This is a genomic window from Pseudomonas guariconensis (assembly GCF_900102675.1).
In the GTDB taxonomy this organism is placed as follows: Bacteria; Pseudomonadota; Gammaproteobacteria; order Pseudomonadales; family Pseudomonadaceae; genus Aquipseudomonas; species Aquipseudomonas guariconensis.
Genome location: NZ_FMYX01000007.1, coordinates 240,880 through 258,295, shown reverse-complemented (window position 1 = coordinate 258,295; position 17,416 = coordinate 240,880). Strand labels below are relative to the sequence as shown.

General features: G+C 61.9%; 13 protein-coding genes. 4 read left to right on the top strand and 9 right to left on the bottom strand.

What is annotated here, in order from left to right:
* Positions 1-48: 48 nt before the first annotated feature.
* The 3 genes from BLS27_RS14220 to BLS27_RS14210 form a co-directional block, all read right to left on the bottom strand.
* Positions 49-2,475: a TonB-dependent siderophore receptor gene (locus tag BLS27_RS14220; RefSeq protein WP_090345295.1), complete on the bottom strand. Its 2,427-nt coding sequence runs from the start codon at positions 2,473-2,475 to the stop codon at positions 49-51.
* 108 nt (positions 2,476-2,583) lie between these two features.
* The gene (locus BLS27_RS14215; protein ID WP_043208130.1) at positions 2,584-3,546 is read right to left on the bottom strand and encodes a FecR family protein; all 963 of its coding nucleotides are present in this window, start codon (positions 3,544-3,546) and stop codon (positions 2,584-2,586) included.
* Positions 3,547-3,563: 17 nt separating this feature from the next.
* Entirely contained in the window at positions 3,564-4,064 is a 501-nt protein-coding gene (locus BLS27_RS14210; protein WP_043208129.1) for an RNA polymerase sigma factor, read from the bottom strand.
* 60 nt (positions 4,065-4,124) lie between these two features.
* Between BLS27_RS14210 and BLS27_RS23665 the strand changes: the two genes are divergently transcribed.
* Entirely contained in the window at positions 4,125-4,445 is a 321-nt protein-coding gene (locus BLS27_RS23665; protein WP_139205752.1) for a hypothetical protein, read from the top strand.
* 213 nt (positions 4,446-4,658) lie between these two features.
* Positions 4,659-5,822 carry a type III PLP-dependent enzyme gene (locus BLS27_RS14205; protein ID WP_043208127.1) on the top strand — a complete coding sequence of 388 codons (1,164 nt, stop codon included), beginning with the start codon at positions 4,659-4,661 and terminating at the stop codon, positions 5,820-5,822.
* A gap of 124 nt (positions 5,823-5,946) precedes the next feature.
* Here BLS27_RS14205 and BLS27_RS14200 read toward each other — a convergent pair whose 3' ends face one another.
* The gene (locus BLS27_RS14200) at positions 5,947-6,696 is read right to left on the bottom strand and encodes a tetratricopeptide repeat protein (RefSeq protein ID WP_090345292.1); all 750 of its coding nucleotides are present in this window, start codon (positions 6,694-6,696) and stop codon (positions 5,947-5,949) included.
* A 3-nt stretch (positions 6,697-6,699) separates the two neighbouring features.
* Positions 6,700-7,380 (bottom strand): Fe2+-dependent dioxygenase, encoded by a 681-nt coding sequence (locus BLS27_RS14195; protein WP_070577067.1) that lies wholly within the window; start codon positions 7,378-7,380, stop codon positions 6,700-6,702.
* Between the two features lie 221 nt (positions 7,381-7,601).
* Here BLS27_RS14195 and BLS27_RS14190 point away from each other — a divergent pair, with 221 nt between their 5' ends.
* Positions 7,602-9,842, top strand: a complete 2,241-nt coding sequence (locus BLS27_RS14190; protein WP_070577065.1) for a TonB-dependent receptor — start codon at positions 7,602-7,604, stop codon at positions 9,840-9,842.
* 108 nt (positions 9,843-9,950) lie between these two features.
* A complete protein-coding gene (locus BLS27_RS14185; protein WP_090345290.1) occupies positions 9,951-12,506 on the top strand; it encodes a sulfite reductase flavoprotein subunit alpha in 2,556 nt (851 codons plus the stop codon).
* Positions 12,507-12,589: 83 nt separating this feature from the next.
* On the opposite strand, the gene BLS27_RS14180 is transcribed toward BLS27_RS14185, so the two are convergent.
* The 4 genes from BLS27_RS14180 to bamB form a co-directional block, all read right to left on the bottom strand.
* A complete protein-coding gene (locus BLS27_RS14180) occupies positions 12,590-13,384 on the bottom strand; it encodes an amidohydrolase (RefSeq protein ID WP_043208116.1) in 795 nt (264 codons plus the stop codon).
* A complete protein-coding gene (locus BLS27_RS14175) occupies positions 13,372-14,520 on the bottom strand; it encodes a pyridoxal phosphate-dependent aminotransferase (RefSeq protein ID WP_090345288.1) in 1,149 nt (382 codons plus the stop codon). The genes BLS27_RS14180 and BLS27_RS14175 overlap by 13 nt, the downstream gene beginning before the upstream one ends.
* 168 nt (positions 14,521-14,688) lie before the next feature.
* Positions 14,689-16,155, bottom strand: coding sequence for a ribosome biogenesis GTPase Der (gene der / locus BLS27_RS14170; protein WP_043208112.1), 1,467 nt, complete (start codon positions 16,153-16,155; stop codon positions 14,689-14,691).
* A 117-nt stretch (positions 16,156-16,272) separates the two neighbouring features.
* Positions 16,273-17,415 carry an outer membrane protein assembly factor BamB gene (gene bamB, locus BLS27_RS14165; protein ID WP_070577057.1) on the bottom strand — a complete coding sequence of 381 codons (1,143 nt, stop codon included), beginning with the start codon at positions 17,413-17,415 and terminating at the stop codon, positions 16,273-16,275.
* Position 17,416 lies beyond the last annotated feature (1 nt).

The window sequence follows — 17,416 nt, the reverse complement described above, 5'->3', positions numbered from 1 at the left end:
GTTGTATTTGCAGGAGCGGATTTACCTGCGAATCAGGCACCACTGGTGTCAGAACCCTACACTGGCCTGCACATAGAAGGTGCGCGGCTCCCCCACATAGAGCCCGGCGTTGTTGTCGCTGGAGCGGGTGTAGTACTGCTTGTCGAAGAGGTTCTTCACGCCCGCCGCCAGCTTCAGGTTCGATAGCTGCGGTCCGAAGTCATACCCACCACGGGCATGCCAGGTGACATAACCCGGAATATCGCCGAACCGTCCATCGGCACTCGGCTCGGTGATGTAGTTGCCGTTGAACTGGCCATTGGTGATCCCCGTGCCTGGCGAGCGCTGCTTGGACTGGGCATAAGCATCCAGATTCCAGGTCCAGCGGTTCATCTCGTAGCGCAGCCCCGCCGTGGCCACCTGGCGGGAGTAGAACGGCAGGTCACGACCTTTGAAGCCAGGGATCTCGCCTTCATAGGTGGCGCGGGTATAGGTGTAGCCTGCATTGGCCGTCAGCCCTTGCAGGCGTGCATCCAACCCGGACAGGTCATAACGCACGGCAGCTTCGATGCCCTGGTGCTTGGTCGCCCCCAGGTTGGTCCAGCCGACCTCGTTGCTGATGTATTGCAGCTCGTCGTCGAAGTCGATGTAGAACGCGGTCAGCTCGCCCGCGAAATGGCCATCGTCATAACGCGTGCCGATCTCGTAGGTCTTGGCCTTTTCCGGCTCCAGGCCATTGGCGGTGCTGTCGCCTTTACCACCTTGCCCAAGCTGGAAGTACTGCAGGCTGCCGAAAGAGGTCTCGTAGTTGGCGAACAGCTTCCAGGCATCGGACAGGTGATACATCACGCTCAATGCTGGCAGGGGTTCGTTGCTGGTGACACTGCGGTTTTTCTCAGGGACGCGCTGGTAGTCTCCATCCAGCACCGGGCGGTCGCGCCAGTCGGTATTGATGTGCTCGAAGCGGATGCCGGGGGTGATGGTCCAGTTGCCGACGTCGATCTTGTCGTCGATGTAGTAGGCACTGGCTTCGGTGCCCCCGCTGCGGTCCTGGATGACATGGCCGTCGGAACCCGGGACCGGCGTCGGCACGTTGTCGATCAGCGCCAGCTGCGAAGACTGCTCGCGCATGGCTTCCTTCAGGTAGCGATAGCCGACGCTGACTTCCTGGGTGGTAGGGCCGGCGAAGAAGATCCGCGACAGGCGCGGCTCGATGGCGAAGGTATGGTAATTGCGCGGGTACGACGACAGGGTCTTCATGGTGCGGTCGGCGATGGAGCTGCCGCGGAAGCTGTCGGTGTAATAGGTCAGCACTTCGAACTGGGTGGCCTCGTCGAGCTGACGCTGCCACTTGAACGACACGTCCTTGCGACGGCCGGCGAAGTAGTCGTAGTCGCGCACCGACTGGAAGGGGTCTTGGTCGAACTGCGCCTGGGTCAGGCCACCGGGCATGTCGGCCCGACCATCGTAGTAATGGAAGTTGAGCCAGAACTCGTCGCTGTCGGTGGGCGCCCAGTGGGTCTTGAGGATGACGTCGTCGATGTCATTGCCATTGTTGCTGCTGCGGTAACCGTTGCCGTTCACGCCGGTATAGAGCAATGCCACACCCATGCCGTTATCGGCAGTGCCGCCGACAAATGCCGACTCGGTGTGTTTCCAGCCGCCATGGCGAGAGGTTTCCAGCGTTGTGGACAACTCACCCGAAGCTTTCTCCGGGATGGCACGGGTCACGAAGTTGATCACCCCGCCGACGTTCTGCGGGCCATAGCGCACGGAGCCTGCGCCGCGAACCACATCGATGCTGTCGAGGTTGCCCGAGGAAATTGGCGCCATGGACAGCTGTGGCTGGCCATAGGGCGCGAACGCGGCGGGGATACCGTCGATCAACACCGTCGAGCGCGGCGACAGGCGTGATGTCAGTCCGCGCACACCCACGTTGAGCGACAGGTCGCTGCCACCGGTGCCATTGGAATCCTGGACCTGCACACCGGGGATGCCGCGCAGCACGTCGCGTACGTTCATCGCGCCCTTTTCCACCATGGCCTCACGACGCACCACGGTGCGCGCGCCGGGATGGTTCTGTACCACGCTCTGCTGGGCATCCCCCAGCCAGTCGCCGACCACTTTGACGTCGGTGGGCGCCAGCTCAAGGCTGCCGGTGGTCAACACGCCTGCGCTCTCGGCCGGCTTGACCACCACGGTGCCCTGGGACAGCTCATAGGTCAGCCCACTGCCTTGCAATAATTGTTGCAGCGCCTGCTCCGGCGCAAGATTTCCCGAGACCGCCGGGGCCTGCTTGCCCGCCACCAGTTCAGGGCTGAAGAACAATTGCAGGTTGGTCTGTTGCCCCAACTGGCTCAAGGCCGAAGCCAGGGGCTGAGCCTGGATTTGGATCGTCGCCGGCGTTTGTTCGGCGTAGGCATTGGCCGTGGCGGCACTGATCGCCAGGGCCAGCGCGAGGGAAGGCAAACGCAGGAAAGGCTTGTTGTTATTCACGTCGTCGAAGAATCCTGAAAGTCCGGATGAACGCCAACCACACGCAAATGGAAATGCTTGGCAGTTGCAGCTGGCGAGGAAGACGAACGAGTGAAAAAAAACCTGAATTTATTTCGCGATAATTTCGCTGGAGCCGTCGCCGTGGGTCTTGATGGCCACCGGCAAAATGCTCGGCAGGGCCCGAAGCAGCGCGTCGGTGTCATCGACACTGAAGGTGCTGGACAGGCGCAGGCCCGCCGCCTTGCCAGGGGCGACGCGCAGTGGCTGGCTGCGGTAACGGGAGACTTCCGCCACCACCTCGGCCAAGGTGGCGTTATCGAACACCAGCTTGCCGTGACGCCAGGCCGTCACGACAGCCGCATCCACAGGGTACGGCGCCACGACCTGCCCTTGCGGATCGATATGCGCGCCCAGGCCCGCGGTGAGCTGCGCCGATGGACCCGAAGCCCCTTCCACCTTGACGGAGCCCTGTTCCACGGCCACCCGGGTGTGCCCGCGGTCCAGGCGCACATCGAAACGGGTCCCGGTTACGGTGACGCGTCCCTGAGCGGTGTCGACCACGAAAGGCCGTGCGCTGTCGTGGGCGACGCTGAACATCACTTCACCCGCTTCGAGCACGACCTGTCGCTGCCCGGCGCTGTACCTCACGCCCAGGCGAGTCGCGCCATTGAGTTGCAGCTGCGAGCCGTCCGGCAGCTCGATATCACGGCGCTCGCCCAAGGCGGTCTGCAGGTCTTCGCTATGGTTTTCGCGGGTGTATTGCCAGCCACGCCAGCCCAATCCAAGGGCGGCGGCGCCCACCCCCGCCGCCAGGGCCTGCTGCAGGAAACGCCGACGGGGCAGATGCCGCACAGGCTCAGGAACGCACAGCGCCTCCAGGCGCTGGGGCGGGATGTGGTCGGCGGCCTGCCACAACCGCTCGAGCAGGCCGTACTCCTGGCGGTGGCGAGGATCGGCCTTAAGCCACTGATGCAAGCGCGCCTGCAGCTGGGTATCTCCCGGCGCATCCTGGATACGCGCGAACCATTCGGCGGCCTGCTCACGCACGTCTTCGGCGCCGGGCTGTTTCATGCAAAGGGTCTCCTGACTCATCGGGTGGACACATCCAGGTGCTCACGCAGATGCCGGAGCGTGCGGATCATATACTTTTCGACCATGTTCTTGCTCAGGCCCATGCGCTCGGCAATCTCCGCCTGGGTCAGCCCCTCGAGCTTCTGCCAGACGAACACCTGCCGGCAATTGACCGGCAGCTCGGCCAGGGCGCGCTCGACGCTGTCGGCCAGTTCCAGGGCATGCACATAGGCTTCCGGATCACCATTGCCTGCGGCGCCTTCATCGAACATCTCCTCTTCCAAGGCCTGGCGCCGGTCCTCACGGCGGTAACCGTCGACGGCAATGTTGCGGGCCGTCTGGTGCAGGTAGGCGCGCGGCTGCTCGATGACCTCTCGCGGGTTTTCCAGCACCCGCACGAAAGCGTCATGGGCGAGGTCCTCGGCCTGTGGACGGTTGCGCAGCTTGCGCGTCCAGGTGCCGATCAGCTCGTGATAGTGATCGAGGAAGCCTTTGTGTCCAGACATGGTCGAGGCCATCTAGGGGCAGGTACAAGGTCGCGAATAGTAATGCTTCTCATAAACGACGGCAAATCAACGATGACCCAGCCCGACCTAGAGATCGGTAACAAAAAATTTATTGGAATTTCGGTCGATCTGACGCGCCCCTCAAGTGGCCATAAATATGAACACTTTGGCGCCATCGATCTGTTGCCTTTGCTCGGTCTCGCGTCGCCAAGAGAACACCATGGCGTCTTTTTCGGGGGCTCGCCTCTGAAGGGGGCGGCGCGGTCCATTCCACAATTCTTTACGCTTGGGAACATCAGCCGTTCACACAGGTCGGTTATTCCAGTGGCAGGTGGCCAAAACGCGACGAACGTGCCGGGATTGCCTGTTGATTCTGCATTCCTCACGCCCTAAAGTGCGCGCCGAACGTCCATGCTGGAAACGATCCATCCGGCTCAAGTACTGACGACGAGACAGCAAGGTCACCCGCCGCTCCGCTTCACGGGCACGGTTGACCTTTTTGCTTTCGGCGACATGCCTTGGGAAGTAGGCGAACCAAAGTGGGGATACGGAGGACGTTCAGTTTGCACCACTTAATTTTTCAGTTTGCCCATGGAGTCCCTCAGCATGTCGATCCAGGTCGAAGACTATTTCGCGCGTGACACCTTCCAGAAGATGAAGGCGTTCGCCGACAAGCAGGAAACCCCGTTCGTACTCATCGACACCCAGATGATCAGCCAGGCCTATGACGACCTGCGCGCAGGCTTCGAATTCGCCAAGGTCTACTACGCGGTCAAGGCCAACCCGGCAGTCGAGATCATCGACCTGCTCAAGGAAAAAGGCTCGAGCTTCGATATCGCCTCGATCTACGAGCTGGACAAAGTGCTGGGCCGTGGTGTCACCGCCGACCGCATCAGCTACGGCAACACCATCAAGAAGTCCAAGGACATCCGCTACTTCTACGAGAAGGGCGTGCGCCTGTACGCCACCGACTCCGAGGCGGACCTGCGCAACATCGCCAAGGCCGCACCGGGTTCGAAAGTCTACGTGCGCATCCTCACCGAAGGCTCCACCACTGCCGACTGGCCGCTGTCGCGCAAGTTCGGCTGCCAGACCGACATGGCCATGGACCTGCTGATCCTGGCCCGTGACCTGGGCCTGGTGCCTTACGGCATCTCCTTCCATGTCGGCTCCCAGCAGCGCGACATCAGCGTCTGGGACGCGGCCATCGCCAAGGTCAAGGTGATCTTCGAGCGCCTGAAGGAAGAAGACGGCATCGAGCTCAAGCTGATCAACATGGGCGGTGGTTTCCCGGCCAACTACATCACCCGTACCAACAGCCTCGAAACCTACGCCGAGGAAATCATCCGCTTCCTCAAAGAAGACTTCGGTGACGACCTGCCGGAAATCATCCTCGAGCCAGGTCGCTCGCTGATCGCCAACGCCGGCATCCTGGTCAGCGAAGTGGTGCTGGTGGCACGCAAGTCGCGCACCGCTGTCGAACGCTGGATCTACACCGACGTGGGCAAATTCTCCGGCCTGATCGAAACCATGGACGAGTCGATCAAGTTCCCGATCTGGACCGAGAAGAAAGGCGAGACCGAAGAAGTGGTCATCGCCGGCCCCACCTGCGACAGCGCCGACATCATGTACGAGCACTACAAGTACGGCCTGCCACTGAACCTGGCCATCGGTGACCGCCTCTACTGGCTGTCCACCGGCGCCTACACCACCAGCTACAGCGCGGTGGAGTTCAACGGCTTCCCGCCGCTGAAGGCCTACTACCTGTAATGCAAGACGGGGCCGCGAGGCCCCGTTTTCATGTGCGCCTTCTTCGTGGGTAAACCCGCCCCATCAAGTCCATTACGGGCCTGGTGGAGCGGATTTACGCGAAGGACTGTAAAGACAGACGCCTTCAAGGCTTACGCCTTTGCAGCTCTTGGGCATACCGCGCGGCAAACGCCATCAGCATCGGCCCCGCGTGCTGCAAGGTCACCAAGGCACTGCGCAGAAAATTCAGGTTCCCCTCGACCCGCGCCCGCTCCAACCAAGGCTGGGCCTCGGCCAACTGCCCACGTTCGACCAGTACCATCGCCAGGCTGAACATGCCGCGAAAATCACCCGCCTCAGCCGAACGGCGATACCAGCGCACCGCGCGCACCGGACTGGCAGCGGTGGCGATCCCCTGCTCCAGGTAACGGCCATACAGGTTCATCGACTTGGCATGGCCCAAGTGCGCCGCCTTTTCATAACAGCTCAACGCCAGAGCCTGGTCCACAGCGACGCCTCTCCCGGTAGCCAGCAGGTTGGCATAGTTGTACAGCCCCCAGTCCAGACCGGCGTCAGCCGCCTGGCGATAGTGAGCAGCGGCCATCCGCAGGTCGCTTTCCCCGCCCCAGCCATGCTCCAGGCATCGTCCCAGCATGTTGTGCCCCATGGCGCTTGCGCCTTGGGCCGCTATAGCAAACCACTGCCGCGCCAGCGCCCGGTCCTGCTCGATGCCGCGGCCATCCAGCAGAATCTGCCCGAGCATCAACTGCGCCTCGACAACCCCCCGTTGCGCCGCGGCCAGGATGGCTTGGGCCGCCTTGCCAGGGCTTTGTTCGAGCATGGCTTGCAGACCTGCGATATCGACGACTTCCTCACGACGCAACTGATATGACACGGCTCAGACCTCGGCCCAGCGGCGCAGCAGGTTGTGATAGGTGCCGGTCAGTTGCAGCAACGACGGGTGATCGGGGACATCGGCGGTCAATTGGCGGATGGCATTGTCCATCTCGAACAGCAAGGTGCGCTGGCTGTCCTCGCGCACCAGGCTTTGGGTCCAGAAAAACGCCGCATAGCGCGCCCCACGGGTAACCGGATTGACCTTGTGCAGGCTGGTGCCCGGATACAGCACCATGTCGCCGGCCGCCAGCTTGACCTGCTGCACACCATAGGTGTCCTGGATGACGAGTTCGCCACCGTCATAGCTGTCCGGATCGCTCAAGAACAACGTAGAAGAGACATCCGTGCGTATCCGCTCGGCGCTGCCCTTGGGCTGACGCAGCGCGTTGTCGATGTGGAAGCCGAAATTGCCGCCTTCGCGGTAGCAGTTGATCAGCGGTGGAAACACCTTGTGCGGTAATGCCGCAGACATGAACAGCGGATTGCGCCACAGACGATCGATCAAGGCGCTGCCGATCTCCTTGGCCAGCGCGTGCCCTTCTGGCAACTGCAGGTTGTGCTTGGCCTTAGCCGACTGATAACCCGCGGTGACCTTGCCGTCGGCCCAGTCCGCCTGCTCCAGCGCCTCACGGATGCGGGAGAGTTCGTCGGCGTCGAACAGACCGGGAATGTGAAGCAGCATGACGGTGGCACCTGAGAGGTAGTAAGGCCGCCAATGATATTGATTCCCTTTTGCACCACACAAGCCCCGCCAGCCGCTTAAGACGTTTCAGCACAGCAAAACCGTAAAGAGAAATTGTAAAGATTGTAAGTTTCTCGCGACTGTTAACGATTCTCAATTGAGACTCGCAATTGCTTGCATTAAGATCCGCCGACTTCAAACCTTGGGGAAGGTTCATCGAAATGCGTCACGTGCCATCTGCTGTGAGTTCACCACGTCTGCTCGCCTCCGCCATCGGCGTTGCCATCACTGCTTCCTCCGCCGCCCAGCTTGCCCTAGCGGCGGAACAGCCAACCGATGGCGTCGTCTCGCTGGATGCCACCAGTGTCAACGCGGCACAGGACACCACCAGCTACAAGACCGACACGGCAACCTCGAAGAAGTACACGGCGCCGCTGCGCGAAACACCCAAGAGTGTCACCGTCATCCCACAGCAGGTCATTCGTGATACGGGCGCAACCAGTCTCGTAGACGCATTGCGTACGACCCCTGGCATCACTTTCGGTGCTGGCGAAGGCGGCAACCCGGCAGGCGACCGTCCGATCATTCGCGGTTTCAACGCAGAAAGCGATGTATTCGTCGATGGCATGCGCGACGTGGCTTCGCAGAGCCGTGAAATCTTCAACGTCGAATCGATCGAAGTCAGCAAAGGCCCTGGCTCGGCCTTCACAGGCGCAGGCTCCACGGGTGGCAGCCTGAATCTGGTCACCAAAACCGCCAAGCTCGGTGATGCCTACAATGGTGGCTTTACTTGGGGCTCTGACCAGACCAAGCGGACCACGTTGGACCTGAACAAGCAGCTGACCGACACTTCGGCGTTTCGCCTGAACCTGATGAAGCACGAAGCCAACGTAGCCGGCCGAGATGATGTGGATGTCAGCCGTTGGGGTGTCGCCCCCTCGTTCGCGTTCGGCCTCGGTACCGATACTCGCGTGACCGTCGGCTACTACCACCTCAAGACCGACGACATGCCGGACTACGGCATTCCGCTCACGCGTAGCGCCAATCGCAGCAAATACAACGTCGACAAACCCGCGCATGTGGACCGCGACAACTTCTACGGCCTGAACGATCGCGACTATCGCAAGACCACCAACGACAGCGGCACGATCAAGATCGAGCACGACTTCAACGAAAACCTGACGCTGTCCAACAGTTTCCGCATGTCGCGTTCAACCTTGGACTACATCGTCACCAACCCTGACGACAGCAAGGGCAACGTGGCCGACGGCACAGTCTACCGTGCGACCAAGAACCGGAATTCGACCTCCAAAGGTTGGGTCAACCAGACCGACTTGAGCGCGAAGTTCAATACCGGTTCCATCGAGCACAGCCTCGTCACTGGTTTGGAGTTCACCTACAGCGATACGCACAACCGTGGTTACGACATCAAATCCGCGGCGGGCAATGGCACCAAGTGCACCCCTGCTTTGCTGGCATCTGGCGACTGCACCAGTCTGCACGATCCGTCTCCAGATGACGCATGGTCCGGCACCATCACCGACAGCAAGGCGTTTACCGACACCGACACCAAGACCAGCGCTGTCTACGTCTTCGACACGTTGAAATTCAATGAGCAATGGTCGTTGAACATGGGGCTGCGCTACGACGACTACCAGACCAAGTCCAGTGGTTACGCCAACGCAGGTCGTAATGGCCCGGCCGGCAGCTTCTCGCGCGAGAACAATACCCACCTGTGGAACTACCAATTGGGCGTGGTCTACAACCCTCTGCCCAATGGCAGCATCTATGCCGCATGGTCAACTTCGAGCAACCCTTCGGGTGAAACCAGCGGCAACGGTGGCTTGGATCTGACGAGAAACAACAGCGACCTCGACCCAGAACGTAACCGCAACTACGAGATCGGCACGAAGTGGGACTTCTTCGATGACAACCTCTCGCTGACCGCTGCACTGTTCCGCACCGACAAGACCAATGCGCGGGTAACGGACCCTGACAATGCCAGCTACCAAGTACTGGACGGTGAACAGCGTGTCCAAGGCCTCGAGTTCACCTACGCGGGCAACCTGACCCAGAAATGGAAGGTCTATGGCGGCTACACCTATATGGAAAGCGAGATCGTGAAGACCACGACCCCGGCGAACAAGGGCAATCACATGCCTAACACGCCTCGTAACAGCTTCACCTTCTGGTCTACCTACGACATCGTTCCGCAACTGACCGTTGGTGCAGGCGCTACCTTCATGGATTCCCGCTTTGGCGATGAAGCCAACTCGGTCGAAGTACCGTCGTACTGGCGTTACGATGCGATGGCGACCTATCGCTTGACCAAGAACGTCGATCTCCAACTCAACGTGCAGAACCTGACCGACAAGCGCTATTTCGATCAGGTGTTCGCTCCGCACTATGCGCACGTCGCACCAGGACGTACTGCACTGATGAGCGCGAACTTCCACTTCTAATCAAGTCGCGCCCCAAAGCCCCGCTCACCTTTCCGGTGACCGGGGCTTTCGCGCACCAAGGCATAATGCTCGCCGCGCCTCGCCCGGCGTCCAGACAAGGTGAATGATGTGGTGAAGAAGTCGCTGTTCCAATTGCACTGGTTCTTTGGCATCACCGCCGGCCTGGTGCTGGCGTTGATGGGCGTCACCGGGGCGGTTTATTCGTTCCAGGAAGAACTGCTGCGCCTGTTCAATCCGCACGTGCTCAAGGTGCAGGTACGCCAGGAAGGCGTGCTACCGCCGGCCGAGCTGGTGCGCCGGGTCGAGGCGGCCCAGGGCGACACCGTCTCGATGCTGTGGGTCGATACCCGTGAGGGCAACGCTGCACGCATTTTCTTCCAGCCGCCACCCGGTGAGCGCCGCGGCCAGATGCGCTATGTCGACCCCTACACCGGCCAGTTCCAGGGTGACGTCACGGGGCAAGGCTTCTTCAATCTGATGCTGCAGCTGCATCGCTTCTTGGCCATGGGCGACACCGGTCGCCAAATTACCGGTGCCTGCACCCTGATGCTGGTGTTCTTCTGCCTCTCAGGCCTGTATCTGCGCTGGCCACGTCAGGCGTTGAACTGGCGGGCATGGCTGACGCTGGAGTGGGCCAAGAAAGGCCGTGCCTTCAATTGGGACCTGCACGCCGTCGCCGGGACCTGGTGTCTGCTGTTCTATCTGCTGTTCGCCCTGACGGGCTTGTTCTGGTCCTACGAATGGTACCGCGAAGGCCTGAACAAACTATTGGCCGAGGCCCCCGCCGCCGGGCAGCAGCAAAAGCGTGGAGAGGGTCGTGGCCGCCACGGCCCGCAGAAGCTCGACAAGGACGCACCGCCTCTGGTGGTGGACTACGACGCCATCTGGACCAGCCTCAAGGAGGCCGCAGGCCCCGGCCTTTTGACTTACAACCTGCGCCTGCCGCCTGCCGGAGGGCGACCGGCGACGCTCTTCTACCTCCTCGAAGGTGCCGACCACGAGCGCGCTTTCAACACCCTCACGCTGGACCCGGCCACCGGCCAGGTGAAACACCACGAGCGCTACGCCGACAAACCGTTCAAAGCGCAGTTGCTGCAAAGCGTCTATGCCTTGCACGTGGGCAGCTACTTCGGCCTGCCAGGTCGGATCATCGTCACCGTGGCCAGCCTGACCATGCCGCTGTTCTTCATCACCGGCTGGCTGCTGTACCTCGATCGCCGACGCAAGAAACGCCAAGTGCAGGCAGCCCGCAGCTCGGTAACCCCCGCCAAGGCCGGTGGCGACAACTGGCTGATCGGTTTCGCCAGCCAGAGCGGTTTCGCCGAACAGCTGGCCTGGCAGAGCGCCGGCCAACTGCAAGCAGCCGGTCTGCCGGTGCAAGTCCGTGCGCTCGCCGAATTGGGTCAAGCCGACCTGCAACAGGCCCGTCGCGCGCTGTTCGTGGTCAGTACCTTCGGCGACGGCGAAGCCCCTGACAGCGCCCGCGCCTTCGAGCGCAAGGTGCTCGGCAAACCGTGGGCGCTGGACCACCTGAACTACGCCGTGCTCGCGCTGGGCGATCGCCAGTACCCGCACTTCTGTGGCTTCGCCCGCAGACTCCAGGCCTGGCTGGGCGAGCGCGGCGCCACCCGTGCCTTCAGCCCAGTGGAAGTGGACAACGCTGATCCGGCAGCCCTGCTGCAATGGCATCAGGCACTCGCCCGACTGACCGGAGCCGAACCGGTGACTGCCTGGCCAGCGCCGTCGTTCGCCAACTGGACCCTGCGCCAGCGCCAATGCCTGAACCCAGGCAGCCAGGGCGCACCGGTCTACCTGCTGGCGCTGCAGTCAGACCAGCCCCACACCTGGGAAGCGGGTGATCTGGTAGAGGTCCTGCCGCGCAACGGTCAACCGCGCATTGACGCCTTGCTCGCCGGCCTGGGGCTGGACGTGACGACCCCGGTGCAACTGGACGGCCTGTGCGAGCCTCTCGGTAAGGCCCTGGCCACCCGCCAGTTGCCGCTGGGCCGGGAACATCTGGTGGGTCTGCATGCCCAGGCAGTGGTCGATGCCTTGATTCCCATCACCCCACGGGAGTACTCCATCGCGTCGATCGCCAGCGACGGCATGCTGGAGCTGATCGTTCGTCAAGAACTGCACCCCGACGGCAGCCTGGGCCTGGGCTCAGGCTGGCTGACTGAATACTTACCGCTGCAGGGCAATGTCACCCTGCGCCTGCGTCGCAACAGCGGCTTCCGCCTGCCGGATGCACCCGCGCCGATGATTCTGATCGGCAACGGCACAGGCCTTGCGGGCCTGCGCAGCCTGCTCAAGGCGCGTATCGCCGCTGGCGAAACACGCAATTGGTTGCTGTTCGGCGAGCGCAACCGCGCTCATGACTTGCTGTGCGGGAACGAGCTTCAGGCCTGGTTGACCGCTGGCGACCTGCAACGACTGGACTTGGCGTTTTCACGGGACCAGGCAGATAAAGTGTATGTGCAGGATGTCCTGTTGCAGCAGGCCGAGGTGCTCAAGCGCTGGGTGGCCGAGGGGGCTTGTATCTATGTCTGCGGCAGCTTGCAGGGGATGGCCGCTGGCGTGGATGCAGCGCTCAATGGAATCCTCGGGGCCGAGATGGTGCAGCAGTTGATCGAGGATGGGCGGTATCGGCGGGATGTGTATTGATTGAGCAAACCCGCACCTACAGGTATTGCGCTGTCCTGTGGCTCAGCGCAGTACTGGTGGGAGCGGGTTGACCTGCGAAAGATTCAATAATGCAGTTCGAAGGTATCGGCATCCAGGTTGGCCGGGAAACGTGCGCGATACGCCGCCAGCTCCGCCGCCCGGAGCACCACGGTGAACACCCCATCGGCTTCGCCGGCACTGAGCAGGCTCTCCCCTTGGAAATCCAGCACCTGGCTGTCGCCTGAATAGGCAAAGCCCTTGCCGTCGGTGCCGACACGGTTCACTGCCGCCACATAGCACAGGTTCTCGATCCCCCGCGCCGGCAACAGACGGTTCCAGTGCTGACGGCGCGCGGCCGGCCAGTTGGCGGTATAAAGCAAAAGGTCGGTGTCCTGGGCATCACGGCTCCACACCGGGAAGCGCAGGTCGTAGCAGATCAGCGGACGCACGCGCCAACCTTTGAGCTCGAACTGCACCTGGCGCTCGCCCGGTGTGTAGTGCCGGTGCTCGCCGGCCATGCGGAACAGGTGGCGCTTGTCGTAATGCAGGATCTCGCCATCGGGCCGCGCCCACAGCAAGCGGTTGCGGTGGCTGCCATCGGCGGCCTGGATGATCACGCTGCCGGTGATCACCGTATCGAACTTCTTGGCCTGAGCCTTCAGCCATTTGTAGGTGGGGCCATTCTCAGGCTCGGCGAGGCTTTCGGACTCCATGGAGAAGCCAGTGGTGAACATCTCAGGAAGGATCACCAGATCCGCCTCGCCGACCTGGGCCAACAGCTCTTCGAAATGCGCATAGTTGGCCTCGCGGTCGTGCCAGGCCAAGGTTGTCTGCACCAGGGCGACTTTCAGGTTAGGCAGTTGGCTCAGATCGCGCATAGTTTTTCCGCCGCCTGACGCAGCGTCTCCTCACGTTTGGCAAAGCACAGGCGCACCAGGCGTTGCTCGGGGATAGGTTGCTGGTAGAACACCGAAACCGGAATGGTCGCCACGCCGTGCTCACGGGTCAGCCACAGCGACATTTCGACATCACCCAGATCCGGGCGTATCTGCGAATAATCCACCAGCTGGAAGTAAGTACCTGGGGTACGAGTGAAGGTGAAACGCGAGTCCTGCAGCAAGTCGCAGAACAGGTCGCGCTTGGCCTGATAGAAGCCCGGCAACTCATCCAGATGTTCAGGGTGCTCGGCCATGTAGTCGGCCAAGGCACACTGCAAGGGCGTTACACCACAGAAGTTGACGTATTGGTGGACCTTGCGCAACTCCACGCTCAACGCCGGTGGCGCCACCACATAGCCGGTCTTCCAGCCAGTGACGTGATAGGTCTTGCCGAACGAGCTGACCACGAATGCACGTGAGTAGAGCTGCTCATGGGCCAATACACTGGCATGGCGCACGCCGTCAAAGATCAGGTGCTCGTACACTTCGTCGCTGACCAGGTAGATATCACGACCTTCGATCAAGTGTGCCAGCTGGTCCAGGTCCTCACGGCTAATCAATGCGCCGCTGGGGTTGTGTGGCGAATTCAGGATGACCATGCGCGTGCGCGGCGTCAGTGCATTGCTGAACTTCTGCCAGTCGATACGGAACTCGCCATCGCACAGTTGCACGTGCACGCAGCGTCCGCCGGCCAGTTCAACGGACGGCTCGTAGCTGTCATAGGACGGATCGAAGACAATCACCTCGTCGCCCGCCTGGATCACCGCCTGGATGGCACAGAAGATCGCCTCGGTGGCACCTGGCGTGATGGTCACTTCCTGATCGGCATCGACCGTCACGCCATACAGGCGTGCGATCTTGGCCGCCACTTGCTGGCGCAAGGCTGGCAGGCCGGTCATCGGCGAGTATTGGTTATGGCCGGCCATGACATGGCGGCACACGGCATCGAGCAGCGCCTGGGGCGCGTCGAAGTCTGGGAAGCCTTGGGACAGGTTGAGCGCACCTGTCTGTACGGCCAACTGCGACATGGTGGTGAAAATGGTCGTGCCGACGTTCGGCAATTTGCTGCGGATCATGAAGCCCTCTTTCCTGAACACTGCATACGGCACGGGGTAGAGCCCGAGCATAGCGGATCGAGCGGTCAGGAAAAAGGACGAAGCCACACGCGAAAAGCTTCAAGCGGCAAGAAAGAGCGGACTCGGTGCACTGCTCTCTCTTGAGGCTTGAAGCTTGAAGCTCGCCGCTTACTTGCGCTTGTCCTTGCGCTTCTTCTCGGCTTTCTTGTGGTGCGACATCAGGCGGCGCTTCTTGTTGACCTGACGATCGGTGAGGGTGTTCTTCTTGCCCTCGAACGGGTTGTCGCTGCCCTTGTACTCGATACGGATCGGCGTGCCGACCAGCTTGAGCACCCGGCGGTAGGTGTTTTCCAGGTAACGCGAGTACGACCGCGGGATCTTGTCGGTCTGGTTGCCGTGGATCACGATCAGCGGCGGGTTCGCGCCGCCGAGGTGGGCGTAACGCAGCTTGATGCGACGACCGTTGACCATTGGCGGCTGGTGCTCGCTGATGGCGTCCTCGAGGATCTGGGTCAGGCGGCTGGTCGGCCAGCGGGTGACTGCCGACTTGAACGCAGCCTGCACGGATTTGTACAGATGGCCCACACCGGTGCCGTGCAGCGCAGAGATGAAGTGGATGTCGGCGAAGTCGACGAAGAATAGCCGGCGCTCGAGCTCCGTCTTCACGTATTCGCGCTCGCTCGGCTCCATGCCGTCCCACTTGTTCAGGGCGATGACGATGGCACGACCCGCTTCCAGAGCGAAGCCCAGCAGGTTCAGGTCATGATCGACCACGCCTTCACGGGCATCCATGACAAAGATCACCACGTTGGCGTCCTTGATCGCCTGCAGCGTCTTGACCACCGAGAACTTCTCGACTTCCTCGTGGATCTTGCCGCGCTTGCGCACCCCGGCGGTGTCGATGAAGGTGTACTTCTCGTCGTCACGCTCGAACGGGATGTAAATACTGTCCCGGGTAGTGCCCGGCTGGTCGTAGACCACCACGCGCTCTTCGCCCAACATACGGTTGACCAAGGTCGATTTGCCGACGTTGGGACGACCGATGATGGCGATCTTGATGCCATCCTTCTCGCTCGGCCCCGGGATGCGTGCGGCTTCTTCGCCTTCGGCAACGTCTTCGTCGAGGGCTTCCTCGACCTTGTCGCGCGGAATGTGGCCCAGCACGGCTTCCATCAAGGCGTTGATGCCACGCCCTTGGGAGCCGGCGACCGGGATGGCATTACCCATGCCCAGTGGCGAGAACTCGGCGCGGGCAACGTCCGCATCGATGTTGTCGATCTTGTTGGCGACCAGGATTGCCTCTTTGTTTCGCTTGCGCAGGTGCTCGGCGATCATCTGGTCAGCGGCGGTCATACCGGCGCGGGCATCCACCAGGAACAACACATAGTCGGCTTCTTCGATGGCCATCAGCGACTGCTCGGCCATCTTCTCGTCCATGCCCACTTCGTCACCGGTGATACCACCGGTGTCGATCAGGATGTAGGAACGACCCTGCCAGGTGGCATCACCATATTGGCGGTCACGGGTCAGGCCCGACAGGTCACCGACGATGGCATCGCGGGTCTTGGTCAGGCGGTTGAACATGGTGGATTTGCCGACGTTCGGCCGTCCCACCAGGGCGATTACGGGAACCATGCGGCTCTCCACTCTTGAATTCTTGAAAATGCAAAGGCCGCTGCAAGGCAGCGGCCGGAGTTCGTGCGGCGCATCAAGCGCCGCGGCTCGAGGCCGTATCCGGCCTCAAGCTTAGCTTCAGCGGATGGTCAGTGCCTCGAGTTTGCCGCTGTTGCCGAAGACATAGATGGTGTCGCCGACCACCAGGGGACGGGCGCGCAGGCCATCGCTGTCGATCCGCTCGCGACCCACGAAGCGACCATCGACCTGGCTGAGCAGGTGCAGGTAGCCCTCGAAATCACCTACGGCCACGTAGCTGGAGAACACCTCCGGCGCTGACAGCTGACGGCGTGCCATGGAGTCGTTGGTCCACAGGGCGCTGGACGAGCGCTCATCGACGCTTTCCACGGTGCCCGACGCTTCGCTGACATAGACGTTGCCGAAGCCCTGGGCGACACCGACGTAGCTGGAGGCATCGCGCTGCCACAGCACACGTCCGGTTTCCAGGTCCAGGCCCGCAACACGGCCCTGGTAGGTGCTCACGTACAGGGTGCCGCCGGACAGCAGCAGGCCGCCGTCGATGTCCACCACGCGGTCGAGCTCGGAACGGCCCTGCGGAATGGCCACGCGGCTCTCCCACACCGGCACGCCGTTGCGCACATCCACCGCGACCACCTTGCCGGTGGACAGGCCGGCCACGGCCAGGCGGTTGGTCACCACCGGTGCGCCGGTGCCGCGCAGGGTCAGTACGGCCGGAGTGTTCTCATAGATCCACAGGCGGTCACCGGTGGCAGCGTCGAGGCCGATCAAACGGTCGTCCTGGGTCTGCACCACTACCACGTCACCGTTGTTGGCAGGCGGCGCCAGCACTTCGCTGGTCACCCGAGAACGCCAGCGCTCTTCGCCGGTGCTGGCATCCAGGGCAATGACTTCGCCCTTGAGGGTGCCGAGCATGACCAGACCGTAACCCACGCCGACTGCGCCGGAGACCGACAGGTCCAAGTCCTTCTTCCACACCACGTCGCCGTCGATGCGGTTCAGGGCCATGACCCGACCGTTGACGTCGGAGGCATAGATGCGGTCGTTCTCGATGGCCGGAACCAAGGTGTTGTACGTCTCACCCTGGCCGTCGCCGATCGAGCGGCTCCACTGCTTCTTGAGCACCACTTCCTCGGTGAACTTGGTCAGCTCGGCCGGAGGCAGTTCCTTCTTGCTGTTGCTGCTGCAACCTGCGGCCAGCACGGCCAGGGTGAGCACTGCTGCTTGTTTCCAACCGATCACG